The 24,946-nt window shown below is 45.8% G+C and carries 19 protein-coding genes; 8 read left to right on the top strand and 11 right to left on the bottom strand.

Going from position 1 to position 24,946, the window contains the following annotated elements:
• Positions 1-610: 610 nt before the first annotated feature.
• From DN752_RS13535 to bshC, 4 genes are all read right to left on the bottom strand, one after another.
• The gene (locus tag DN752_RS13535; protein WP_112784440.1) at positions 611-1,735 is read right to left on the bottom strand and encodes a sugar phosphate isomerase/epimerase family protein; all 1,125 of its coding nucleotides are present in this window, start codon (positions 1,733-1,735) and stop codon (positions 611-613) included.
• 155 nt (positions 1,736-1,890) lie between these two features.
• Positions 1,891-2,376, bottom strand: coding sequence for a hypothetical protein (locus DN752_RS13530; RefSeq protein WP_112784439.1), 486 nt, complete (start codon positions 2,374-2,376; stop codon positions 1,891-1,893).
• A gap of 24 nt (positions 2,377-2,400) precedes the next feature.
• Positions 2,401-2,973 (bottom strand): 5-formyltetrahydrofolate cyclo-ligase, encoded by a 573-nt coding sequence (locus DN752_RS13525; RefSeq protein ID WP_112784438.1) that lies wholly within the window; start codon positions 2,971-2,973, stop codon positions 2,401-2,403.
• A complete protein-coding gene (gene bshC, locus DN752_RS13520) occupies positions 2,966-4,531 on the bottom strand; it encodes a bacillithiol biosynthesis cysteine-adding enzyme BshC (protein WP_112784437.1) in 1,566 nt (521 codons plus the stop codon). Before bshC ends, DN752_RS13525 begins: the two co-directional genes overlap by 8 nt.
• Before the next feature lie 221 nt (positions 4,532-4,752).
• On the opposite strand from bshC, the gene DN752_RS13515 reads away from it, so the two are divergent.
• The 5 genes from DN752_RS13515 (at position 4,753) to mnmD (ending at position 10,928) form a co-directional block, all read left to right on the top strand.
• A complete protein-coding gene (locus tag DN752_RS13515; RefSeq protein WP_112784436.1) occupies positions 4,753-6,945 on the top strand; it encodes a heavy metal translocating P-type ATPase in 2,193 nt (730 codons plus the stop codon).
• Positions 6,946-7,734: 789 nt separating this feature from the next.
• Positions 7,735-7,935, top strand: coding sequence for a heavy-metal-associated domain-containing protein (locus DN752_RS13510; protein ID WP_112784435.1), 201 nt, complete (start codon positions 7,735-7,737; stop codon positions 7,933-7,935).
• Between the two features lie 333 nt (positions 7,936-8,268).
• Positions 8,269-9,510, top strand: a complete 1,242-nt coding sequence (locus tag DN752_RS13505; RefSeq protein WP_112784434.1) for a M16 family metallopeptidase — start codon at positions 8,269-8,271, stop codon at positions 9,508-9,510.
• A gap of 247 nt (positions 9,511-9,757) precedes the next feature.
• Positions 9,758-10,243 carry a 2-C-methyl-D-erythritol 2,4-cyclodiphosphate synthase gene (gene ispF / locus DN752_RS13500; protein WP_112784433.1) on the top strand — a complete coding sequence of 162 codons (486 nt, stop codon included), beginning with the start codon at positions 9,758-9,760 and terminating at the stop codon, positions 10,241-10,243.
• Position 10,244: 1 nt separating this feature from the next.
• Entirely contained in the window at positions 10,245-10,928 is a 684-nt protein-coding gene (mnmD, locus tag DN752_RS13495) for a tRNA (5-methylaminomethyl-2-thiouridine)(34)-methyltransferase MnmD (protein ID WP_112786549.1), read from the top strand.
• A gap of 8 nt (positions 10,929-10,936) precedes the next feature.
• Here mnmD and DN752_RS13490 read toward each other — a convergent pair whose 3' ends face one another.
• From DN752_RS13490 to DN752_RS13465, 6 genes are all read right to left on the bottom strand, one after another.
• Entirely contained in the window at positions 10,937-11,404 is a 468-nt protein-coding gene (locus tag DN752_RS13490; protein ID WP_112784432.1) for an SRPBCC family protein, read from the bottom strand.
• Between the two features lie 64 nt (positions 11,405-11,468).
• Entirely contained in the window at positions 11,469-11,969 is a 501-nt protein-coding gene (locus tag DN752_RS13485; protein WP_112784431.1) for a TspO/MBR family protein, read from the bottom strand.
• A gap of 148 nt (positions 11,970-12,117) precedes the next feature.
• A complete protein-coding gene (locus DN752_RS13480) occupies positions 12,118-12,738 on the bottom strand; it encodes a helix-turn-helix domain-containing protein (protein ID WP_112784430.1) in 621 nt (206 codons plus the stop codon).
• 470 nt (positions 12,739-13,208) lie between these two features.
• Complete coding sequence (locus DN752_RS13475) at positions 13,209-15,893, bottom strand: OmpA family protein (RefSeq protein ID WP_162633216.1); 2,685 nt, start codon at positions 15,891-15,893, stop codon at positions 13,209-13,211.
• Between the two features lie 2 nt (positions 15,894-15,895).
• Positions 15,896-16,873, bottom strand: coding sequence for a PorP/SprF family type IX secretion system membrane protein (locus DN752_RS13470; RefSeq protein WP_112784428.1), 978 nt, complete (start codon positions 16,871-16,873; stop codon positions 15,896-15,898).
• 12 nt (positions 16,874-16,885) lie between these two features.
• A complete protein-coding gene (locus DN752_RS13465) occupies positions 16,886-19,057 on the bottom strand; it encodes a DUF7507 domain-containing protein (protein ID WP_112784427.1) in 2,172 nt (723 codons plus the stop codon).
• Between the two features lie 365 nt (positions 19,058-19,422).
• Here DN752_RS13465 and DN752_RS13460 point away from each other — a divergent pair, with 365 nt between their 5' ends.
• Positions 19,423-20,832: an aldehyde dehydrogenase family protein gene (locus DN752_RS13460; RefSeq protein WP_112784426.1), complete on the top strand. Its 1,410-nt coding sequence runs from the start codon at positions 19,423-19,425 to the stop codon at positions 20,830-20,832.
• 433 nt (positions 20,833-21,265) lie between these two features.
• Here the strand turns inward: DN752_RS13460 and DN752_RS13455 are convergent, their stop codons facing one another.
• On the bottom strand, positions 21,266-21,754 hold the full coding sequence (locus DN752_RS13455) for a DUF6702 family protein (RefSeq protein ID WP_112784425.1): 489 nt from the start codon (positions 21,752-21,754) through the stop codon (positions 21,266-21,268).
• Between the two features lie 180 nt (positions 21,755-21,934).
• Between DN752_RS13455 and DN752_RS13450 the strand changes: the two genes are divergently transcribed.
• Both DN752_RS13450 and DN752_RS13445 read left to right on the top strand, forming a co-directional pair.
• Positions 21,935-22,513, top strand: coding sequence for a HupE/UreJ family protein (locus tag DN752_RS13450; protein ID WP_112786548.1), 579 nt, complete (start codon positions 21,935-21,937; stop codon positions 22,511-22,513).
• A 79-nt stretch (positions 22,514-22,592) separates the two neighbouring features.
• A complete protein-coding gene (locus tag DN752_RS13445) occupies positions 22,593-24,923 on the top strand; it encodes a M1 family metallopeptidase (RefSeq protein WP_112786547.1) in 2,331 nt (776 codons plus the stop codon).
• Positions 24,924-24,946 lie beyond the last annotated feature (23 nt).

The following is a 24,946-nucleotide window of genomic DNA, read 5'->3' as shown; positions in this document are numbered from 1 at the left end:
TCCCCAGGGCAAACACGTTTAGTGTTTTGAAGGGAAACAATTTTCGTGTAGGCATAGCTATCATCCGTGCCGATGGCACTCCTTCGGGAGGTTGAGGTGAGCTTAAGCTCCTGCGGATGAATCCGCAGGTTACTAAATTTATCGTGCCGATGGCACTTTGCCCCGATTTATACATTGGAAACCGCAGTAGTCTATCTTACCGAAGGCGGGATGGGCTGAAAGAATGATTAGTTGATTTGGTTGAGGTTAAACCCCGAATATACGTTAGCAACTGAGCATCCTGCCTAATCCGCCTTTGGCAGAGGGTCATATAGAAGGTGCAGGTGACAACCTTCACCAAAAATGATTACACACAAAAGGGTAAGTTCCGTAGGAACGGCAGATATAAATGCAAATAGAAACATTTTTTTTTAATGCGTTTGCCCTGCCCCAATCCCCTCGTTGTTCCAACAGCTGGGCTGCGGAACAACGAGCATGGAGCTTTTAACTCAACACCCCGAATTAGTTTTTATTGACACTACTTGGTGTTAACCACACAGGAGACAATACGGGCAAATACATCTCATCACCTTATCGGTGTCTTCACCATTTTAATGGCAGATTAATTTCCTCACCCCAACTCCTCCATTGTCACCACCGGAATATCTTTTCCCGCCAATGCCTTCATTTCTTTAAAATCCTCGGCCGGATATTGGTAGCCGGCTTCCGTAAGTGGCCATAGCAGTGGACTGAGATTAAGCACGGTGGCCTTGTAGCCCTGCATGATGGCGGCCATATTTCCGGTTCCCTTGGAGAGCCCCGCTTCATTTTCTATTTCAAAAGGCCCCGAAAAGCCCTTCTCTTGCAGCGTAGTGATAAATCGCCGCCAATCCATACTATCTCCTACACCAAAACCCGGCAAGGTGGCTTCATAATGATGACGGTCCCATTCATGCTCTGTAGTAGGTACACCAGCGCTATCCGCCAGGGATTTATTGACCAATTGGGTCGGGTACATATTTCCCCAAAACGGGTCTGCATTGTTTCGGGTAGACTTTACGTGGATCCGCTTCAGGCGATCCAAATCGGTATGTTTGATCACCTCTACCGGATCTGTATGCTGCCACACGTCGTGCGATGGATCATAGATCTCACCATGTGCCTTGCTGGGGATCATGGCATACATCAGCTTACGCGCTGCCAGTACACCGGGGAGGTTATTGAAAGTCCCCGTATAGCCAGCAGACCGCCAACCTTCCATAGGACAATTTTCGTACAGTACCGTCACGCCCAAATCTTCTGCATACTTGATGATCGGACCGAAAACCTTGGCGTACTCCTCCAGGTTTTTCTCAAAACCATTCTCCTGATTGCCCAGTTCATGGTTATACCCCACAAAGGTCCCCACTTTCACATCATTGGCATCTCCTCCCATCAGGTGTGCTATTCGGATGAGCTTCAATAAATGGTTTTGGTTTTTTATCCGCTGGGCAGGATCGCCACCGATAAGGTTGTCAAAAGCCCCAATAGAAAGCCGCAGCTGAGCACTGTTAAACTTATCCAGCACTTCCTTGGCCGTATCAAGGGTAAAATGATCATAATCCAAATGCGTCGCCACAAAATCATCCCGTGTGCCGTCCTTTCGGAAGACGCACACATCAAGTCCCTGAACGCCTATTTCATTGCCCCTCTTGATCACTTCATCCAAGCTAAGCTGATCAAACGCTGAAGTCATTATCCAAATGGGATTGGTCATGGTTTTTTAGGTTTAAAGGTGAAAAGGTTTGAAGACCCTATGGTGGACTAGAATGGTCGAACGGAAACAATGGTCGGCGGTGCCATACACCATTTCCCTACCCACAAATCACCGTTCGACAATTCTACATCATAGGCAACTGCTCTACCACTGCATCAATGGAACGTAAAGCGAATGGACAGGGCGATCTCATCACCCCACCAGCCTACGTCATCGGTAATGTTGAAGGCGGGCTTATAATCCAAAGACAGGTTTACCGGCGCATCGACAAACTTATAGTCCAGTCCTATGATACCATCAATGCCAAATACCGTGTAGCTGTCATCATAGTCATGAAAAGGAGGGTCACTGCGATCTCCCCAAGTCCCTATATGGGCACCGCCGCCATAAAACCACTTTAACCCCCTCACTTCACGGATATCCTTGTGCTTCTCATAAAGCCCGGTGATCATCAGTCCCTTCCATCGGGTGTGCAGCATTCCCTCAATGGCCTCGTCCAAAGAAATAAAGTGCTTTACCGTCAGGCCATTCGAAACACCCGCTCTTAAGCCGACACCCGTCGAATACGTCTGGGCTTCAGCTTGGTTACTGACAGCCATGATCGCCACCACAAAAGCTGCAATAATTGCTTTCTTGATCATAGAAATAAATTTAATAATGTTGGTTTAGTTGAATTCAATAATTCCGCTCGGCAAAATACAAATATCCAATGGGATGTCATGCGCTTCTGCCGAGATGGATACTTCCGGTACAAAGTACGACAAACCTACTTTAAATACCTCGGGAGACAAACCCGCCAAAAAGCGGTCATAAAACCCCTTGCCATATCCAATGCGATTGCCTTTCAAATCGCATACCAAAAGTGGCACAAAAACAACATCAATACGAATTTCATCTACTTTTTTGGCCTCAATGGGCACAGGAATCCCCCATTGGTCGTTGATGTACTGGGTATCTGAAAAAATCTCAACGGTGGTCATCCCACCAGCCACATGATCGGTCACCGAAGTGTAAACCCGCTTTCCTTCTGCCAGCAGGGCCTTGACCACTGGAAAAGTGTCAATCTCGGACATCTTCGAAATAGGCAAAAAAATATGAAAATGCTGAAACCTCCGATGCGCACGGCAATATTCCATCACTTGGCTCATGATACTGGCATCCAGATCAGCTTTTCGCTTGGCACCAAGTGCTTTTCTTTTTTCCTTATAGCGCTTTCTTAGCAGGCTCTTTTCATCCATCCTGTTCCAATATCATATAATTAAAATCCAATGGATCAAAATGCGCATAAAGACCATCTATAAACTGTTCATCTGCTAGGTAAAATTCAAGGAAATTAACTTTCCGCTCTTGAGGAGTACCTCCCGGGAATAAGATTTCCTTGACCTCCTTAAGGCGTCTCAGGGCCACGTCCATCTTCCTTTCTTCGCCTTGGCGTAGCTTGTTGCCAAAATGCTCCAATACCTTCAGTGCCCTCACCTTTGCTGCTTCCGCAGAATGCTTCAAGGTGGTGTCTATTTCGGCTGCTTCATCCCCCAAGTGTTCAAATACCGCTGAGAGAGCTCTCTTTTCTTCCGTCAGGTCCAAATCCGACTGAGCATTGGCCTTTACATGGCGCTTTTTCAACTCATCGTAAGGGGCAAATAACGCCTGCTCATCCAGCCCTAGTGCGGCTGCTTTTCGCTGTGCCTTTACATTTTTGATCATGGCAAAATTCCGGGGCATCACCATGGGGTAGTCCACCTCATAATGATCAAACACACTTTTCAGCTGTAGCCAATAGGCCACCTCGGCAGGTCCTCCAAGGTAGGCGATATTGGGTAAAATATATTCTTGGTAGAGTGGCCGTAGCACTACATTTGGACTAAATCTGGCAGGATCTTCCTCGACTAACTTGAGTAACTCTTCTTCTGCAAAAGCCTTCCCTGTATCCAGCACCTCAAATCCTTCCTTTGTCTTTACAATCCGGCTACGGACGCCTTTGTCAAGATAGAAAAAATTGATTTCCCGGGGGAAAATCTGGCTCTTGTAGCCCAGTTCCTCCAGTTTTTGCGACTGGGCATTGACCAAGTCATTGGCCTTTCCGGAGCACAACTCCTCTTTGATGACAGGTATAAACAGCTCTTTCAGCTTTCGGTCATGGCCATCCACGATCACCAGGCCTTGGTCACCAAATAGGTGATGGACATACTGTCTCACCGCCTCCGCCAAGGTGGTATTTTTGCGATAGGCTTCCTTGAAAAAATCGGGCACGAAACTCGCCTCCTTCAGCAGCTCCTCCATGGATCCATCTAGTTCAAAATCCCCCACGGCTCCCTTTTGGGTGGTGTTCCAGCTATATTTCTTCCCTGCGTAATAGAAGTAATTGATCTCTTCAAAATCATGATCCTCCGACGCCATCCAATACACCGGCACAAAGCGGTATGCTGGATAAGCCGCTCCCAATTGCTTGGCAAGGTTGATCGTAGACACAATCTTGTAAATAAAGTACAGCGGCCCGGTAAACAGGTTGAGCTGGTGTCCTGTAGTCACCGTAAAAGTCTTGTCATTCTCCAATGCAGCGACATTTCCTGCCACCTTCTCACTTATTTCGCCCCCTTCATACTGCGCTTTCAATGCCTCCACTAGCACTGCTCGCTTGGAGGAATCGAATTGCCTGTTGTGGATGACAGACCCGAAATTCTCCAACTTCGGAAAAGCATTGTAGAAAGGAGCAAGCTTCTCTTGCTGCCGGATATAATCGATAAACAATGGTGAAAACTGCCCGGTACACTCGGGCTCTACAGTAGATTTCAACATAAATTTTGAAGGTTTTTGATGCGCTGAAAAAGGGCTTTAGGTGGTTTAACTGATATAAGCCCCTTAAAGTTCGGGATTTTTTTCTTGAAAACCGGAATCCTGTACCCTCAGTTTAATTTGATCAAAAATTATGTAATCCATCCTATTCCTACTCTTGTAAATTTGTATCAGTAGAATTTACTACCACATGGGTAAATGATCCATTTAGAACAACACGAAATATGAGCAATAAAATAGAATGGCCTGTGACCGGCATGACTTGTGCAGGCTGCGCCAATACCGTAGAAAAGACCCTAAACAAGCAACAAGGCGTAAAAAAAGCCAGTGTCAATTTTGCCAATCATACCGCACTGCTTGAACTAGAGGAAAACACCGACCCAAGCCTCCTCCAGCAATCTGTGCGGGATGCTGGCTATGACCTCCTTATTCAGCAGGACGAAGAAGACCCAGAAGCCCTCCAACGGAACGCATACCAACAACTCCGAAAAAACACCTTTGCAGCAGGAGTGCTAGTCGTCCCTGTATTCGTGATTGGTATGTTTCTCTCTACCATCCCCTATGCCAATATGATCATGTGGCTGTTGACCACTCCCGTGCTCTTCGTATTTGGCAGGCAGTTTTTTACCAATGCGCTTCGCCAAGCCAAACACGGCGCTGCCAATATGGACACCTTGGTCGCCATCAGTACTGGCGTGGCCTATCTTTACAGCACGTTCAACACGTTCCTGCCGGAATGGCTGGCGCAAAGGGGAATCGAACCACATGTGTACTTTGAAGCGGCGGGAGTTATTATCTTCCTGATCCTGTTGGGCAGGATGCTGGAGTCAGGAGCCAAAGCAGGCACCACCGAAGCCCTCAAAAAACTAATGGGCCTCCAACCCAGTGAAGTCACCATTATTGCCAGTGGTCAAGAGCAGACCAAGAAGACCAGCGAAGTAGTTCCAGGGGAAATGGTCTTGGTCAAACCTGGCCAAAAAATCCCATTGGACGGAAAGATTACGGACGGCAATAGCTTCGTGGATGAAAGTATGCTTACAGGAGAACCCCTTCCTGCAGAAAAAAAGCAGGATTCAAAGGTATTTGCAGGCACGATCAACCAACAAGGCAGTTTTGTCTTTACAGTGGAGCAGGCAGGTCACGAGACGGTTCTTTCGCAAATCATCCAAAAGATCAAAGAAGCCCAAGGCTCCAAAGCCCCTGTACAGGGACTGGTGGATAAAATCACGGCGGTATTTGTGCCAGTGGTCATTGCCATCGCACTGCTTTCGCTTGTAGTTTGGGGATTTAGCGGAGCCGAAAACCCTTGGTTACATGGGATGCTGGCATTTATCACCGTATTGGTGATTGCCTGCCCTTGTGCCCTTGGCCTGGCCACGCCCACAGCCATCATGGCCGGTATTGGCAAAGGAGCCTCTCTGGGAATGCTCATCAAGGATGCCGAGAGCCTCCAAGCAGGTCAAGCCGTGGACACCATCATCTTGGACAAAACCGGCACCATCACCTCCGGCAAACCGGAAGTAAAAGCACTTCAATTCAGCCCTGACATTACCCAGCCACAAAAGGAACAGGAAGTGCTCTTGGCCATGGAAGCCAAAAGCGAACACCCGCTGGCACTGGCCGTAACCCAATACTTAAAAGAAGCTGACAAAGCCGCTATCGACCAATTCCAGTCCCATACTGGCAATGGCGTGACGGCTATAGCTGGAGGAATTGCTTATGCAATCGGTAAAAAAAGCTGGTTGCTCCAAAATGGATATAAGCCCGACCCCACCCTCACGGAAGCCGAAGAAAACGGCCTTGCCAATGGGGAAATAGTCATCCACATGGCAAAAGGAGACAAGCTCATTGCCGTCATCCGCATTACCGACCAACTCAAACCTGGCTCGGAAGCCGCCGTCTCTGAGCTCCAAGAAATGGGACTGGATGTGCATATGCTTACCGGAGACCAAGAAAAGACAGCTGCCATCATTGCCAAATCGGTCCATATCAAACACTATAAAGCAGGCTTGCTCCCATCAGAAAAAGCCGATTATATCCGTGCTTTGCAAGCCGCTGGACACCAGGTAGCCATGATCGGAGACGGCATCAATGACAGCGAGGCACTCGCCATTGCCGACCTCAGCATTGCCATGGGCAAAGGAACAGACATCGCCATGGACGTCGCCAAAGTGACCTTGATGCACGGTGACCTTAGGCAAGTTCCCGAGATGCTCCGGCTCACCAAAAGAACCATCAAAACGATTCGTCAAAACCTCTTTTGGGCCTTTATCTACAATGCTATCGGCATACCTATTGCAGCAGGGGTACTGTACCCGGCATTTGGCTTTCTGCTAAATCCCATGATCGCTGGCGCTGCCATGGCACTGAGCTCTGTCTCTGTCGTCACCAACAGCCTTCGCCTGAAAAAGGGATGAAACTTGGATGCTGGATGCCCATTGTAAATCGATGCTGTAGAATTGTGTGATTGTCGAATCGTAGAACCTCGAATCCGAAATCGGATTTCCCCCTCAAACAATCCTTCAGTTAGACGATTCTACAGTTTCTTGACCTTATTAAACCCGGAATATGCATTAGCCTACCTACGCCACGGCGCACAGGTATTGCGGTCTGAAACTGCTTCAAAATCAGTTGCTTCGCTGCTGTTTTCGATTTCACCATAGCCGCGCTATGCCTCAATCACCAAACAGTCTGATTTTCTTGCAGTTTCAAACCTTCCCGATAGCTATCGGGACAGGCGATGACGATTCCTAATGCATAAACCGGGTTCAATGCCGTTTAGTTAAGAAGATTTTCCAATACGGATCGTCCATTGAGAGCGTTATGATTTTAATCCATGGCCTTTTAAAATATGTACAAAATGGATCCGCCTTGCAGGTATTGGGCGTTAAGAAATTAAAAAGCGGGAGGGCAAGAAGGCAGGCTTGTTTGACGAAATACTAACCAAAAAGAATGTTGGCTGCTAGAAAAGGAGGAGTTTGCCTGCATGAGGGAAGATTTTAATTTTAGGCCAATAGATGCACAGCGGCGGGGTTTTTTGGTTACTTTTTTGACCTGAAGCAAAAAAGTGACAAAGGTAAAGAGATGAAAACCATCTTGGAATTTAGCAGAAAAACAATAGAACCAATATTTCCGGGTACATACTAACTAAACGGCATTGAAACCGGGTTAAACATTACAACTTTCAAACCTTAAACAACAAAACCATGATCAAGCTAAAAACCAATATCAAATGCGCTGGATGCATCGAAGCCGTCAGCCCAAAGCTGGATGCCCTTCCCAACAGTGAATGGAATGTCGATCTCGATGATCCAGAGAAAAAATTGACCTTAACCGGTGATGCCACGGTAGAAGACGTAAAAGCGGCTTTGGAAGCGGCAGGCTTCTCAGGAGAAGCGATTGGATAAGCTCAGTAAGAAATCAACACCAATTAGGTAAGGTGATTTTCCAGTTTATCGGAGCGAAGAGCCCCTTTTTTATTTGACATGTACCTGAGAACGTTGGCCGTGTTTACAGAACTCGGCCGTTCTTTAGGCTTGACAAGTGCAATTGCCCTACTGATTTAAGAAGTTAGGACACTAAAGTTCAAGGAATTTATTAGATTTGTTGTTGCGAACTGTTATACCGCCTAACCAACGGTTGTTTTACTACTTATAGAAATTCATATACAAGTATTTTCAAAGCCCAGTCTAATCGGCCTTTTAGGTCGTAGATTTTTTGAAAATCAGCAATTCAAATCGATGATCAATTACGAGCAATACGTGTTAGACAATGGCCTTCGTGTGGTGATCCATCCAGATCACAGTACTAAAATGGCCGTGACCAATATTATATATAAAGTTGGCTCGAGAAATGAAATATCAGGTAAAACAGGCCTTGCCCACTATTTTGAGCACTTGATGTTTGGAGGGTCCAAGAATGTCTCCAGCTTTGACAGTGCTTTGGAGCGGGTGGGAGGAGAATGTAATGCCTTCACCAACACCGATATCACCAATTATTATATCACGCTCCCTGCTACGAATATCGAAACGGCCTTTTGGCTAGAGTCTGACCGGATGTTTCAGTTAAACCTGAGCAAAAAGACCATCGAAACACAGCGAAAGGTCGTCATTGAAGAGTTTAAGCAGCGCTACCTAAATCAGCCATACGGTGATACCATGCACTTGATGAGGGGACTTTGCTATGAAACCCATCCTTACCAATGGCCGACCATCGGCAAGGACGTGCATGATATTGAAGGATTTTGTGAAGATGATATCCGGGCTTTTTACCAATACCACTATGCTCCCAACAACGCCATCTTGGTCGTTGCAGGTGATGTCGATACCGAAGAGGTGCTCGCAATGGTGAAGAAATGGTTCGGCCCTATTCCTGCCGCTAAAAAGCCACAATCAGCCATCGCCCAAGAACCTGTTCAAGACAAAAAACGTGCCCTCCATCACTTCGCCGATGTGCCTACGGATGCCTTCTACAAGGCCTACCATATGCCCGCAAGAATGGGAAAGGGGTATTTGGAATGCGATTTGGTGACGGACATCTTGGGTTTTGGGAGGTCCTCTTTGCTAGAACAAAGATTGGTTAAAAACACCAATATTTTCGCTTCTTGCAATGCCTACATCTTAGGCTCTGTAGACCCGGGACTGATGGTTTTTTCTGGTAAAATGGAAAAAGGAAAATCTGCTGAAGAGGCTGAAAAAGCATTGGACGAAACACTTCAGGAGTTTCTCGAAAGCACCATTTCCCAAGAAACCCTCGACAAGGTCAAAAACCAGGCGGAAGCCATGAAAACCTATGAATCCATACAGCTGATCAACAGGGCAATGACATTGGCCTATTACACACAACTGGGATCACCGGATATTTATCAAATGGAATATGATCGTAAAACGGCCATCTCTGCTGACCAAATTTCCGAAATGGCACGCACCACTATCAAAGAATCCAATGCTTCTGTGCTGTATTATAAAAGCAACAAACAGTAGGCATGATCAAGTAAGCGGTATAATATCCCAGTTAAACCCAGACTCCACGACATCGGAAAAAGTAACGTATAGTAGCTAACTTATTTGGCAACCACATTAGGCACATAGGAGGGTACAATAGGGAAAGTATCCAAAAGCATTCCTCTCACCCAAGCTGACATCACTTCACAAATAGTTGAAAAGCAATTTCCCTACTTCCCACACGCGTTATTTCAAAAATTTGGGCAAAATCCATTATCTTCACCCCATGAATAAATTTAGAATTGGATTTGGTTATGATGTACACCAGCTTCGGAAGGGCTGTGATTTTTGGTTAGGTGGAATAAAACTTCCACACAGTAAAGGCGCTGTAGGACATTCTGACGCAGATGTGTTGATTCATGTCATCTGCGATGCGTTACTGGGCGCTGCCAATTTAAGGGACATTGGTTATCACTTTTCGGACCAGGATCCTGAATACAAAGGCATTGACAGTAAAATCCTACTGGCCAAAGTAATGAAAATGATCCGTGCAAAAGGATACGAAATCGGCAACTTGGACACCACCATCTGCCTGCAACTCCCAAAAGTAAATCCTCACATCGATAGGATGAAAAACTGCCTCGCTGAAGTCATGGCCATCGTAGAGGATGATATCTCCATCAAGGCCACCACGACAGAGAAACTTGGTTTCGTAGGCAAACAAGATGGGGTTTCTGCGTATTGCACAGCACTAATCTATAAAAATGACTGACATGGCCAGAGACATCAAACTGATCGAAACGGAAGACGGCTCCCACTCACTCTATGTGCCCGAACTTGATGAGACCTACCACTCTTTTCATGGCGCTTATCGGGAATCCATTCACGTGTTTTTTCTTTATGGCTTGGATTATTGGTTTACCCACCACCCTCACCAAAAACCCATTCGGGTCTTTGAGGTTGGCTTTGGGACGGGGCTGAATGCTTGGCTGGCGCTCGTCTGGGCGGAGCAGAACAAGGTTCCGTTGCTTTACCACACCATTGAGCCATTTCCTGTTCCTGAAGAGGTCTATACCCAGCTCAACTATAAGAATATCGACCAAGATATTCGTCTTTACCAAGGGGCTTTTGATGAGCTTCATCAAGCAGACTGGGATAAAGGCGGCGCCATCACGCCATATTTCAATATGAAGAAGGACAAAACCACCTTGGAAGACGTACAGCTGTACCCTACGGATGTGGTGTTCTTTGATGCCTTTGCGCCAAGCAAGCAGCCCGAACTGTGGTCCAAAGACTTGCTGCAAAAAGTAGTGGACGCCATGAACCCAGGGGCGGTATTTGTCACCTATTGTGCCAAAGGCCAAGTAAAAAGAGACCTCGCAGCAGCGGGTCTTCAAGTAGATACACTTCCTGGCCCTCCGGGCAAAAAGGAAATGGTTCGCGGTGTAAAATTATAGGATAAGGCTCATCCAAACTTTCCGAATTTTTCCTCCACGGCCTTAAACCTGTAGGCAAAAATGGTAGCCAGTTGTTTCCGGATAAAAACGGCATTGGCAACAGCTCCCAAAGGGCCAAATGGTGGCTGATAAGTCACGATGTCTCTCATGATCACCCCACCTTCTATCGGTAATAGATGGTGCTGATGATGCCACATCGCATACGGCCCGATACGCTGCTCATCCACAAAAAATTCCCTTTCCTTCACTTGTGTGATCTCCGTCACCCAGGTCATTTTGATTCCCAGCATAGGGCTGACCTTATAACTGATGATCATCCCCGGATGCATCTTTTCGGGGAGATGCTTGGAGGTAATGTCAAATCCCATGTGGTCGGGAGTGATTTCCTTCAGGTTTTGGGGTGAAGCAATAAAATCCCATACCTCCTCCACGCTGGCGGGGATTTTTTGTTCGGAAAACAACTGGTAATGTCCCATGGTAACTGTTTATTGATTTATCCCTCTTCTTAACTTCGCAAGTTTTATTAACTCCCTTGTAGGATCAAGAATTAAGCCACCAAATGCTGATATTGAGCAAGGTAGCAAAGCTTACCCAAAGAAGGTATGGAAACTGTAAATACGCCGCCCACTTGCTGACAGCTTTGAAGCTCACGATCATCCAAATGATCATGCCCAGCAGCAGGACAATTTCAACGGCGGCCCACCCGATCAAATGAAAATAGAAGAAGATAAAGCTCCAGCAGAAATTTAACACAAACTGCACCACAAAAACCTGAAGGGCTCTCTTTCTCTTCTCAGACTTCGGAGCATTCCAGATCAAGTACAGCCCTAGCCCCATCAATGCGTACAACACCGTCCACACAGGTCCAAAAAGGCTGTTGGGTGGATTGAAAGAGGGCTTCTCCAGCTCAGCGTACCACGTGGTGATATTTCCCGCGTTGGCAACTCCTGCAATACTGCCCATCAAAACCACCGCGGCCACAAATAGCAATAGATGTAGCCAGTTGATCTTTTTGCCTGAAACATTCCCTGTGGTATCCATGTTAAAATCGCTTTTAAAGTGTAACTACCTAAATCAAAGAATTGTTTGGTCAAATGCATTTTTCGGTGTTTGGCCACCAGGCTGCCTGTCCGATCCTGTTCACCTGAGTATGACTTAAAAGTCGTCATTCATAAGTCAGCAGGGGTCATTACTTGGCTCTTATAAATTTCACAGTGGGGAAATACTTTGTCGCCTTATTGTCATGGATCCTAAATGTATTGATGACTATCACCGTAGCATTGTAAACATACATTAAAAACCATATCACTTTAGCTTCAAAAAGCCTACTGATAACAGGAAAATCAACGTACACGCCAAACACGCCCAAAGCTATCTCAAGCATTACATACAACAGGGGCATTATCAGAAAAGGAAACAACACACACAAAAGTGTCCAGGTAATTTGAAAATTAATGAGCGGACGTGCTACCTCATCAATTCCTTTGACTTTATCCTTGTAAAGCACCCAAAGTACAGATGGCACTAAAATCCCCAGTAATGGAAAAAGGATAAATGACAGTGCAGACAAGCTCATCTTTTTTAGAAAATCCGTGTTTTCTATGAGATTGGGATCGATAAATACATCGGGACTTATTCCTAAGGCCTCTGCCAAACGCTGACAGGTGGATCCACTTGGCTTTGAAGTACCGCTCTCTATGCGCTGGACTGTTCTCAAGCTTACTCCCGCCTCTTCTGCCAGCAACTCCTGAGAAATCCCTTTACTTGACCTAAGTCCTTTTAATTTTGATGAAATACTGTTTTCTTCCATAACCTAATAACATTTTGTTTTTCCCAAAACTAGTGGCATTTCCTTGGTTTCGATAGTGTCGCAAACGCGTCTACTTTGTGACATCTATACGTCTAAAATGACAAAATGCTGATTTTTTCTGTAATACCAGTGCAAAAACCTCTATACGGTTAAAGTATATTGAAAATGATTAGTTGATCTGGAGGTCAAATACCCCCTTGTGCCTGTCTGTGCCAGTATGGCGGGTGGCTTATATAGGAAAGGTTTTGTAGTCAGCAACCGCGCATGCTGCGGCCTAACCTGCCTTTGGCGGAGGATAATATAGAACCGAAAAACATAAGCCGTAGCCTGTAAGGTCTACTATAAACTGTCACCGTCAACTACACTCCTTCAACCATTGTTTTTGGCTAGATGATAGTGGAGAGCTAGGCTTTTAGCCTGTGGTACAAGAAGGCTCTAGCTCTATTGCCTGCCTATATTTCAACAAAAAGCTACATCTTCTTCACCCAGACATTTTCCAGTCCATCGGATTTATACTGCTCCAAGCCCTTGGAGGCAGCGTGAAAGCTGTCAAACGTAGTCACATAGCAGTAAAAGAGCTGATCATCGGGATTATAAAAGTATTTTGCTTGGGCAAAACCCTTCCGGCCAAGACCATCCAGGTGCTTCGATGCATTATCTACAGTACTAAACACCCCAGAAATCAGGTAAATCTCTTCTGTGGCCAATGGCATGGCAGCCGCTTCTTCTCCGCCGGACATGGGAGCAGGTGCCTCATTGATATTTAGCCCATCCAGCATCAGCATGATTTCTGTACGGCGGTTGAGCTGGTGATCGGCCTCAGAACACGGTTGCTCACTACAATCGTGGACAGGCTGTGTCTTGCCGTACCATTTGTAGGAGATCCGCTCGGCATCGATTCCCAATTTTATCAAATAATCCCGTACTACCTCTGCCCGGTGTTCGGACAGTACTTCATTATAGCTTTCCGAACCTCTGATATCGGTATGCCCCGCCAACGCCAGCTCCACCTCAGGACGTTCTTTCATCAGTAGGGCCACCCTGTCCAGCTGGGAAACACTCGTGGGGCGAAGGGTATATTGGTCAAAATCAAAATAGATCGTCGGCACATCCATCGTAACACCCAAATTAGGTTCGTCACAAAGATCCTTCAGGTCAGCAGGCAGCTCATATTCCTTACCCTCCTCAGAAAATGCCATCAGCACCAATTCACTGCGGCGATTGAGCTGGTGCTTCCACTCTGGGCAGGGCTGGCCATCACCACAATCATTGATCAATTCTTCCTCTCCGTACCAGGCCTCATGAACCCGTTCTGACGAAATACCTTTGCCCTCCAAATAAGCGGCTACAGCATCGGCCCGGGAGTTACTGAGCGTCTCATTGTACTCATTGGATGCGCGGGCATCTGTATGGGAACGTACCTGCAAATCCAAATACGACTGGGAAGCCATCAGCTCAGCCACTTTGTCCAAGACGGCCATGGCATCGGATCGAATGACGGCCTTGTCAAGGTCATAATACACCAAATCTACAAAGACCGTTCTTTGATACGGTATGGGAACAAGCGTATACTCCCGCTCGACCAGTCCATCTTCAGCTTCCGCTTTGATCTGACCATCATAAACAGGGAAATAACCTCGCTTGCTGATCTTTAATGTATACTCCTCCCCAGGCTCCAAGTCTCGTTGGATTTCGCCTGCCGTTTCCTGATCGAGGGTTAATGCACGCTGCTCATCTTTCTTGATCATCTCCGCCATAAACCCGTCACTCACCAATGCTCCTTCACAGTTCACTACTCGTCCTAAGAAGCGCATCAGCATTGCCTGAATGGTATAGATGTCGTCAAGTCCTGATCCACCGCTGCGGTCACTGGAAAGGTACATCTGGCCACCTTCGGCCAAGGTAATACCAAAATCATCCCGCACAGAATTGTACGGAAGACCTAAATTCTTTAATGCTGAAAAGTTCTCATCTTTGTGATTGGCACTGAACAGGTCAAATCCCCCTAATCCAAAATGGCCATTGGATGAAAAATAAAAGGTGTCGTCTTTCATAAAAGGGTCCCGCTCATCCTCCGGACTATTGATGACTTCCCCTAAGTTTTGCACGGTACCAAAATTGAAGTCCTCATCAAAACTAACCGCATAAATGTCGTATCCCCCATGGCCACCCGGCATGTCAGAGGCAAAGTAAAGCATTCTTGCTTCTTCATCCACAAACGGGGTGATCACAGAATACCCTATCGCATCATTCCAGGGCACTGGTTGATAATCGGTAAACTCACCCTTGTCATTCAAATGGCTAAAATACAATTCAGCATGATAGTCAATATAGGAAGGCGCCCCCTGACCATAATCCATCTCGGGATTTACCCTTTTGGCTGGCCTGATCTTCTTGCCATTTTGACGTTTTACTTTACGGGTAACGGTGTAAAAAACCACGTCTCCCCCTTCAGTGAAAAAGGGATCTGCAAAGTGATAACTGTCTGGCACAGGCACATCCAAGGAACTGATCGAGCCACTGGTATCTGCTTTATATACATGAAGAAAGTCCCTCCCCGTCCACTCATAAAAATCCTCATTCATCTTACCGGACACATCAAATCTAAGGGCTGATTTTTTGGAATTTCCTGAATTGCCCCGATCCGAAGTAAAGTATTTATTGCCGCGGCCATCTTCCACAAGCCCAAAGTCTGCAGCACTGCTGTTCAGAGCCTCCATAGGCTGTAGGTCCTGTTTTGGTGATTCATTGTACCAATACATCAGGGAGTCAAGGTTAAGGGCATCCAAACCTTCACGGTCTGGCAGCGTATCCAGTGCTGCCAATACCTCCTCTAACTTCCCTTGGTTATTGGCCGTAGCGGCAAAGTGTACATAATCGTCCGTTGTGGACTGTTCGAAACCGATGACCTTTTGCCACCACTCGTAGGCGGCAGAGTAGTCATTCATTTTTTCATGGCTGAGCGCCGCTCCTTTGGCAGCAGGGTATTTCCCTCGTTTTTTGAAGGCCCGTTCATAGGCCTCCGCAGATTCTTGGTAATGCAAGAGCTCATATTCCTTATCTGCATAACGTAAAAGTGCTTGCTGACCGTAGCCTTTTTCAGACACCAGCATCACAAAAATGACCACAAATGCTGCTTTAAAAATCTTATCCATAACTAAAACCATCTTGGATTATGTACTCTTACATCCTTGGGCATGATATAATAGCCTATTGAGATTTCGTGAGAATTATTCCTTAAGTTACTTAAAATATTCACATTATGATCATAGGAATACCCTATTCTAAGTTGATTTGTTGCAAAAATTTCTACAATTGCAGCTACTGAATTACGGTTATTGAGGTTTTCTTGCAAATATTTACTGCCATTTCCCAAGTTTGATCGGTACGATGCCCCCAGCCACAGCCGTTCCATCAGCAGCAACATGCCATTGATATCATAATTGGTAGGGCTTCCTTTGGCCTCTTTGATCAGCACGGAAGGCTTAAACTGCACCTCATCAGAAATATAAATCATCGTTCCTGCCGTAAAGTAATAGTGAAAATCATGGTAAGCTAGGGAAATATCCTCTCTTTCAAGGGCTTTTTTACCAATCATATTGAACATACTAAGTCCTGCATAGAACCTCGACGTATGAAAGAAAATCCCCGTGTTCATATTTGGGGTGAACGTATTTACTTTGCCCTCAGGAATATCCGGGTCATTGTACTCATCGGGATTCAGCATGGTGCCATCAATGCCATACTCGGAAAGCCCTCCGCTTATCCCTAGACTCAAAAATGAATCGTACCCCACCTGCAGCCGATATGCATAGGTCAGCAAGGCTGAAAAAGTGGAAGTGGGCCCTAGCTTATCAGAAAGTATAGACGCACCAAAACCCATTGTTCCTTCATTGGCACTAAGGTCTGCAGAAAACGCAAATGTCTTTGGAGCTCCTGGGAAACCAGACCATTGGCTCCGGTAAGAGGACTGGATATACGGCAAGCCTTTGTAACCTGCATAAGCGGGGTTGATATATAATCCATTGAATACATACTGGCTAAACTGCGGGAGCTGCTGCGCTACAATTTCATTTGCGGAACATACCGTCACCACAACAAACAGGAGGCAAGCCCAATTAAAAATCCTTTTCATCATCTTTGTTGTTTATTGTTCTATACCTGTGGATGAGGCCTTGATTACCTGTACCCATCCCTTAAAAGTGTGGAGTCTTCCGGCTGTATCCTCAGCAGTCAAGACATAGAAATAAGCTCCTCCATTTAATCCATTGGCATCCCAGTCATTTTGGTAGTCTTTCTGCTCAAAAACGTGGTCCCCCAGCCGGTTCATAATGACGATTTCGTTATCCACAAACTGATTTAATCCGCGAATCACAAAATAATCGTTTACGTTGTCCCGAGTCCCTGGAGTAAACACATTGGGAACAAAAAGCTCACCGATGTCATTGATGTCCTCGGCTGTATTATCCGCTGGATTGCTATCTTCAAGGTCACTTGACACCTCCACTTCATTCAGCAGTCTGCCCAATCCGTTCGCTTTGACCCTAAGGAGGAGCTCCATACGCTCTCCCGCCGGAAACTCAGCTATGTGCCATTGGAGTCTATTTCCCTGCTGTACCAATTGTGGCTCAATGGATCTTACCGATAGTTGATATTCGCTACTGACATAGCTCACCAAGTCTGGAAGCAGGTCCTCTATCACCACGTTCGTTGCCATATCCTCACCGACATTTTTGACCGTAATGACATAGTCAAATTCGTCGCCTTGATAAATCTTCGCCCCATTGGAAGATTTGGCAATGGCCAAGTCTACGCATCTATCCGTAATGACCACCGTTTCCGCTTGTGCTTCCAGCTGATAATCACCCACCGTCATTTTGACCACATTGATGGCTTCACCAGCCTGGATGGCCAAGGCCGTGATTTCAAGCACTAGCACTTCTCCTGGCCCTATAGTTTCGATCAACCACTCTTTTGGTGCCTGCTCTTCCCAAGACGAGGAAATAAGCGTCAGTTCTTCCGGCAGCTGATCCGTTAACAGCACATTCTTTATCACCTGTGGGCCTTCGTTGGAAATGGTGATGGTATAGGAAATCTGTTGCCCCAAGACAGCTTGGTTCACGTCCACTGATTTTGTAAGCCGAAACAACAGGGTTTCCGAAGGCCCTTGAAGCATCACCGTATCGCTATCACAGTGCTTTATCTCATCCCCTTTGGGATTATGGCCTATTGCTGTCGCCTTATTGATCACCTTCCCCCTATCGATATCCTCTTGCGTGATGGTATAAACGGCCTTAAAAGTGGTTTTGTCCTTCTCGCTAGGCGCCAATGTGATGGGCCCTCCGTCCACCTCCACCAGTATATCCTGCACATGGACATTGGTCAGTGTAACGTGACAGCTGTTTTTTACGGTAAAGGTATAACGGATCTGATCGCCGGGGTTAACGTAACCACTGCCATCACTGTCCTCATACGCTCCGGTCTTTTGAAGTCGAATCGCCCCTTCCACTTCAAAAACTTGCCTATCTTCATCTGTATCCTTGATGGTTTCACCATGGGCATTGGTTCCTTTGGCCGTGGCAATATTTACCAACTCACCAGCATCAATGTCTTTTTGGGTCAACGCATAGCTGCCAGTAAAAGTGGTCTTGTCTTTCTCTCCGGGAGCTAGGGTAATCGGCCCACCACTTACTGTCACTAGTGTATCCAGCACCATCACATCATAAAGGGTCGCATGACAACTGTTCTTTACCACAAAAGTATAGTGTACATGATCACCAACATTTGGTTGCCCATCCTCATTGGTATCCGCGTAGGTGCCGGTCTTGGTCAGCTTGATGGAGCCTTTTACGTAGATCTCTTGGATATCCTCATCCTCTGCTTCCACCTGTTCCCCTGAAATCAACCTCCCACATACCGTAGCGGTATTCCGCAAAATACCTGCATCAACATCCTCTTGGGTCAATATGTAAACAGCCGAAAAGCTGGTACTGTCCGATTGGCCTGGAGCCAAGGAGACTGGACCACCCTCGACATGTACGAGGGGGTCCTTTATGACAATGTCAGTAATCGTCCCTGTGCAGGTATTGGTCACTAAAAAAGTATAGGACACTTGATCACCAGCACTGAATTCACCATCTTCATTGGTGTCTTCATACTTGCCCGTTTTTTCCAACGTGATGTGTATTTCTTCCTGCGGAATACGGTCGAGTTTTGCCCCGCTGATCTGCCCTGGGCCCCTGACACCATTTGGGCTTGCCATTACTGCAGAAAAATAACAGCATGCAAGCAACAAAAAGCTTAATAAAAATGCTTTCATAGAGAGTAGAGTTAGTAGTTCCTTTTTATAAAATGCCTTACCTGTCCAAGTATCACTTGGTAAAGGTTTAGAATATTTACGTTACACATTTATTCAATTCGATAAATATGTATTTTAAATACATTTTATAGTTATAAAACTACACTAATATGTATTTAATACCAAAATAAATGAAGTTTATTTTTTACACAGCTTCATTTTCATTATTCCAAACACCTTTTTTGTGCACACAAAAAGTAAACTCAAGTCATAATTAATAGGAATATTCTACAACGAATGGCCGCTTTATTATCTGTTTAAAGTTTATTTTTTATCTTGTACAAGTGCCAAAAAGCAGCAGTAAACATTCTATATCCTATACATCCATGACCAAAGAAATCATTCATGCTCAAAAGGTTAAAGCCAAAAAGAACCAGCAGTCAACCCTGTCCAATCGGACAAAAAAACTCGAACAGCTAAAAGAATGGATCCGAACGAACCAGAAGGAAATCGACAAAGCCCTATATGCTGATCTCCATAAACCGGCTGCTGAAGTAGTCGTCGTGGAGACCAGTTTTGTGATCATGGAAATCAATTTGGCCATCAAAAACCTCAAGAAATGGACGGCACCACAAAAGGTAAAGTCTCCTTTTCATATGCTTGGGACACAAGCCTATATTCAAGCAGAGCCAAAAGGAGCCGCCTTGATCATCTCGCCTTGGAACTACCCCTTTAACCTTAGTGTGGCCCCACTGGTCTCAGCCATCGCAGCGGGATGCAGCGTGACCCTCAAACCTTCTGAGCACAGCCCGCACACCTCCGCCTTGCTCAGAAGAATGGTAACGGAACTGTTTGTTCCCGAAGACGTAGCGATATACGAAGGAGGGATAAGCATTACCCAAGAGCTCCTTGAACAGCCATTTGACCATGTATTTTTTACAGGTAGTACACAGGTCGGAAAAATCGTCATGAAAGCAGCCTCCAAGCACCTGGCAAGCGTCACTTTAGAATTAGGCGGCAAGTCACCTGTCATTATCGATCAGGCATTTGACCTAAAGGATGCTGCAAAAAAAATCGCCCTGGCACGTTTTATCAACAGCGGCCAAAGCTGCATCGCACCGGACTATCTCTTTGTCCATGAATCACAAAAGGAGGAGTTCATTGCTGAACTTAACCATCAGGTCAACCACATGTACAACTCAAATGCGAAGGGCTTTGCAAAGCATAAAGACTATGGAAGGATCATTAATTCCCAGCACACTGTCCGCCTTCAAAGTCTGCTAGATGACGCAAAGGAAAAAGGGGGCCATGTAGAATTTGGGGGTGAATGTTCCTTGGACAACTGTTTTATGGAGCCCACTGTAGTCAGCCATGTATCGGAAGATATGCTTTTGATGAAAGAAGAAATTTTCGGGCCTATTCTGCCCATCATCACTTACCATCAGCTGGATGACGTATTGCACCTGATACAGCTCAAACCAAAGCCATTGGCAGTTTATTTATTCTCTACAGATGACAACGTCACCGAGTTGACACGAAAACATACCAGCAGCGGAGCACTAGTGGTGAATGATTGCGCCATCCAGTTCATGCATAACGAGCTGCCTTTTGGAGGCATTGGTGCGAGCGGCATGGGCAGATCACATGGCCATGCTGGATTTCTGGGTTTTAGCAACGAAAAATCCATTCTGATCCAGCGAACTGGCAAAACCTTGCCCAAATTACTGTATCCGCCATACGGACTTAAAACTGCCGGTATTATCAAGGCCCTAATGAAATGGGTAATGCGGAGCTGACCGATCCCGAGGTAGCCATGCCAATGCATATTTCCATCTAACTGCGGAAGGCTTCTATATCGTGGAACTTGGTATGGCTGGATGGGAGTGTTTAACTAACCTTTCAGGCTGCTTAAGGGAAATGTTTTTTTGGAGACATCCCCAAGGAATTGCCTCGGGTAAATTAATTACCGCATTTTCCCTATTGTGCCCTAAGTGTCTAATGTGATTCTCCAATAAGTTAGCTACTTTACGTTATTTTCTCAACTTCTTAGAATCCGCATTAAACCCGGAATATGCATTAGCCTATCTGTTGCGACCTGAAACTGCTTCAAAATCAGCCGTTTCACTTTAGTTTTCGGCATAACCGTAGCGGTGCTACGCTAATGCCTCCAAACTAACTGATTTTCTTGCAATTTCAGCTCTCACTACGATTCCTAACGCATAATCCGGGTTAAAAACTCAGCTCACCTACTTCATTATCCTTATGCAGGATCAAGGTCTTGGGTGTATCGTCCACGTAAAAATTGACCATGTTACGCTGGTCTGGATAATCACTGATCAAAATCTCATTGGTAACTACGACCTCCCCGGGCTTGGTGATTGCTGTTGCCTCTAGGTAAAACCAGGCCGCATCCTCTTCCACCTCAAAGCCGAGGTATACCAGACTTGCTTCCTTGCCATTAACGGTAATATGATTATGCTCCAGCAAATATTTCTTGATCCTTTTGGACATCCCCTCAGGATCAGCGGGATTCATAAAGTCCACCCGCTCACCGGTGACATTGCCAAGCGCAACTTCTAAGTCATCCCAAAAGATTTTCTGGGCTATCTCCAAGCTTTGGGAGGTTTCATTATAACTGATATCGGTAACACTGATGTAAAAAGGATGAAAGTAGACCACCCATCCTATGATCATGGAGACTATATAATTATATAACATTTACGCAGGGTTTGTTATTTTTTATGCAAATTTAGCATTATTATTACAACCAGTTTTTCCAAACCTGAATAAAAAAACTAAGCCCAAGACCTTCTCGCAATTACTTATGATATGACGGCCACTGGCATGATCGGATCATTAGGAATGGAAATACATGCAGAAGGCCAAACAAATTACTACATGAATCAGTTTCAAGCGTATTTCAAACTCGGTATTGAACACATCCTTGATCTTAATGGCTTTGACCATATTTTATTTGTCATCGCCCTATGTGCTATCTACTTGCTGCGGGATTGGAAAAAAATCCTGATACTAGTGACAGCATTTACCATCGGCCACTCCATTACCTTGGCCTTGGCCACGCTCCGGATCTTTAGCGTCGACTCCAATTTGATCGAGTTCTTGATTCCAGTTACTATCGCCGTAACAGCATTCTTCAATATACTTAAGCCACGTCCCTCAAGTGGAAGTGGCATTCAGGCCAATTATGCCTTTGCCCTGTTCTTCGGACTGATCCATGGACTCGGATTTTCCAATTATCTTCGTTCTCTTCTAGGTAGGGAGAACTCTATTTGGGAACCATTATTGGCTTTTAACCTAGGACTGGAAGCTGGACAGCTTATCATTGTGGCCATCTTTATTGTGATCTCTTCCATTGCCATTGGTATATTTGGCACCAATAGAAAAGAGTGGGCTTTGGTCATTTCATCCATTGTATTGGGCATGTCCATTATGATGATATTGGATGCTGTATATTAGTAACAAAAGATCACTAGGTAAGAGAACCAAACTGAAAATAAACAAAAACCACTACACAAAACCCAACTTTAAGAGAGATATGAAAAGATTAATGTACTTTATCGCCGCCACCCTGGCATTCTCTTCCCAGGCAGTAGCGCAACACAGCGAGCAAAACCACGCCGAGAGATTCGAACAGCTAGGCCCCATGCTACGTTCACCAAATGTCTACAGAACCGCCTCTGGAGCTCCTGGGCATTTGTACTGGCAGCAGCAAGCCAACTATGACATCCATGTGGAACTGGACGACGAAAACCAAGCCATCAAAGGCACCGAAACAGTCACCTATATAAACAACTCCCCTGACATCCTCAGTTACCTGTGGATTCAGCTGGACCAAAACCAACGCGCCAAAGATAGCGACAGCCAAAAAGCCCGCACTAGCAAGATTTATGATAAAATGTCCTTGCGACAACTGGAATCGATCTTATGGCATGACCAAGACCTTGGTTACAAAATCCACAGCGTAAAAGACACTCAGGGTAATGATATCCCTGTCGCCATCAATAAAACCATGATGCGGGTGGACCTACCAGAACCGCTGAAAGCAGGAGAACAAGTGGAATTTACCATCGACTGGAGTTTTAACATCCATGACAGGACCAGTTTTATAGGTGGTCGACCTGGATACGAATATTTCGAGGAAGACGGCAACTACCTGTACACCTTGGCGGAGTGGTTCCCAAGGATGGCCGTATACTCCGACTTCCAAGGATGGCAAAACAAACAGTTTTACGGAAGTGGTGAATTTGCCCTTACCTTCGGCAATTACAACGTAAGCATCACCGTACCGGCAGATCACATGGTAGGAGCTACCGGTGTGCTCCAAAATCCGGATGAAGTCCTTAACGATACCGAGTTGGATCGCTGGAACAAAGCCAAGGAGACTTTTGACGACCCTGTCATCATCCGCACGCAAGATGAAGCAGAAAAGTTGGAAAAAGGAAAGGCTTCGGATACAAAAACGTGGGTGTTTGAAGCAGAAAACGTAAGAGACTTCGCTTGGACATCTTCCAGAAAGTTCATCTGGGACGCAATGGCAGTAGATGTAGGCAATAAGAATGTCATGGCCATGTCGTATTACGCCAAAGAAGCCAACCCTCTATATGAACAATATTCGACCAGAGCAGTAGCCCATACCTTGAAATCCTATTCTGCCAGGACTTTCGACTACCCCTATCCTACGGCCATTTCAGTAGAAGCTTCCAATGGCATGGAATACCCCATGATCTGCTTTAACTACGGCAGGCCTGATAAGGACGGCACCTACTCGGAAGCGATCAAAAACGGCATGATCTCCGTCATCATCCATGAGGTAGGGCATAATTTCTTCCCCATGATTGTCAATTCTGACGAGCGTCAATGGACCTGGATGGACGAAGGGCTGAACACCTTCATGCAGTTTCTCGCCGAGCAGGAATGGGACAGAAACTATCCTTCCAGAAGAGGACCCGCCCACAAAATCGTGGATTACATGAAGGGCGAAAAGCAATACCTCGAGCCGATCATGACCAACTCCGAAAATATTATCCAATTTGGCGCAAATGCCTATGCCAAACCGGCTACAGCACTTAATATCCTGCGTGAAACGGTAATGGGCAGGGACTTGTTTGACTTCGCTTTCAAGCAATATGCCCAGCGGTGGAAATTTAAGCACCCCACTCCCGCAGACTTCTTCCGTACCATGGAAGATGCCTCAGGCGTGGACCTGGATTGGTTCTGGCGAGGATGGTTCTTTGGAACAGAAGCGGTCGATATCTCCCTAACTGACGTAAAATGGTACCAACTGGACAACAGAACTCCTACTGAAAAGGAAAAAGCGGAGGCGGAAGCGTATGACAAATACGAAAGCTACCTGACCAAAACCCGAAATAAAGAAGATGTGACGGAAACGGTACTGGAAAAGGATCCTGCCACCCGTGACTTCTATAGCAGCTATGACAGGTTTTCTGTAAGCCCTAGTGACGAAAAAGCCCATAAGGACTTTGTCGCTAGCTTAAACGAAAGAGAAAAAGAACTCTTCAACAGTGGACTGAATTACTATGAACTCACCTTCAAAAACATCGGAGGTCTGGTCATGCCTATCATCGTCCAGTTCAATTACACTGACGGTTCTTCGGAAGTACAACGGATCCCTGCCTATATTTGGAGAAAAAATGAAGCAGAAGTAACCAAAGTCTTCCCTACCAAAAAAGAAGTGGCTTCCATTGTGCTTGACCCTTACCGCGAGACAGCAGATATCGATGAGGAAAACAACTATTTCCCAAGAAAGAACATCCCTTCTCGCTTTGAGCTCTTTAAGCGTAATAGTGGGCCACGAGGTGCCGCTAGTGGCACCAACCCAATGAAAGAAGCCAAAAAGAAAAAATAAATTACCGCTAAAACACTCAATTA

The sequence above is a fragment of the Echinicola strongylocentroti genome, assembly GCF_003260975.1.
In the GTDB taxonomy this organism is placed as follows: Bacteria; Bacteroidota; Bacteroidia; order Cytophagales; family Cyclobacteriaceae; genus Echinicola; species Echinicola strongylocentroti.
This window is presented reverse-complemented; position numbering and strand designations above follow the sequence as displayed.

Coding starts and splice junctions, on each gene's coding strand:
- DN752_RS13485 (WP_112784431.1), bottom strand. CDS start 11,969: ATGGATACCACAGGGAATGTTTCAGGCAAAAAGATCAACTGGCTACAT.
- mnmD (WP_112786549.1), top strand. CDS start 10,245: ATGGCCAGAGACATCAAACTGATCGAAACGGAAGACGGCTCCCACTCA.
- bshC (WP_112784437.1), bottom strand. CDS start 4,531: ATGTTGAAATCTACTGTAGAGCCCGAGTGTACCGGGCAGTTTTCACCA.
- DN752_RS13470 (WP_112784428.1), bottom strand. CDS start 16,873: ATGAAAAGGATTTTTAATTGGGCTTGCCTCCTGTTTGTTGTGGTGACG.
- DN752_RS13525 (WP_112784438.1), bottom strand. CDS start 2,973: ATGGATGAAAAGAGCCTGCTAAGAAAGCGCTATAAGGAAAAAAGAAAA.
- DN752_RS13465 (WP_112784427.1), bottom strand. CDS start 19,057: ATGAAAGCATTTTTATTAAGCTTTTTGTTGCTTGCATGCTGTTATTTT.
- DN752_RS13535 (WP_112784440.1), bottom strand. CDS start 1,735: ATGACCAATCCCATTTGGATAATGACTTCAGCGTTTGATCAGCTTAGC.
- DN752_RS13445 (WP_112786547.1), top strand. CDS start 22,593: ATGAAAAGATTAATGTACTTTATCGCCGCCACCCTGGCATTCTCTTCC.
- DN752_RS13460 (WP_112784426.1), top strand. CDS start 19,423: ATGACCAAAGAAATCATTCATGCTCAAAAGGTTAAAGCCAAAAAGAAC.
- DN752_RS13530 (WP_112784439.1), bottom strand. CDS start 2,376: ATGATCAAGAAAGCAATTATTGCAGCTTTTGTGGTGGCGATCATGGCT.
- DN752_RS13490 (WP_112784432.1), bottom strand. CDS start 11,404: ATGGGACATTACCAGTTGTTTTCCGAACAAAAAATCCCCGCCAGCGTG.
- DN752_RS13475 (WP_162633216.1), bottom strand. CDS start 15,893: ATGGATAAGATTTTTAAAGCAGCATTTGTGGTCATTTTTGTGATGCTG.
- DN752_RS13450 (WP_112786548.1), top strand. CDS start 21,935: ATGAATCAGTTTCAAGCGTATTTCAAACTCGGTATTGAACACATCCTT.
- DN752_RS13480 (WP_112784430.1), bottom strand. CDS start 12,738: ATGGAAGAAAACAGTATTTCATCAAAATTAAAAGGACTTAGGTCAAGT.
- DN752_RS13515 (WP_112784436.1), top strand. CDS start 4,753: ATGAGCAATAAAATAGAATGGCCTGTGACCGGCATGACTTGTGCAGGC.
- DN752_RS13505 (WP_112784434.1), top strand. CDS start 8,269: ATGATCAATTACGAGCAATACGTGTTAGACAATGGCCTTCGTGTGGTG.
- ispF (WP_112784433.1), top strand. CDS start 9,758: ATGAATAAATTTAGAATTGGATTTGGTTATGATGTACACCAGCTTCGG.
- DN752_RS13455 (WP_112784425.1), bottom strand. CDS start 21,754: ATGTTATATAATTATATAGTCTCCATGATCATAGGATGGGTGGTCTAC.
- DN752_RS13510 (WP_112784435.1), top strand. CDS start 7,735: ATGATCAAGCTAAAAACCAATATCAAATGCGCTGGATGCATCGAAGCC.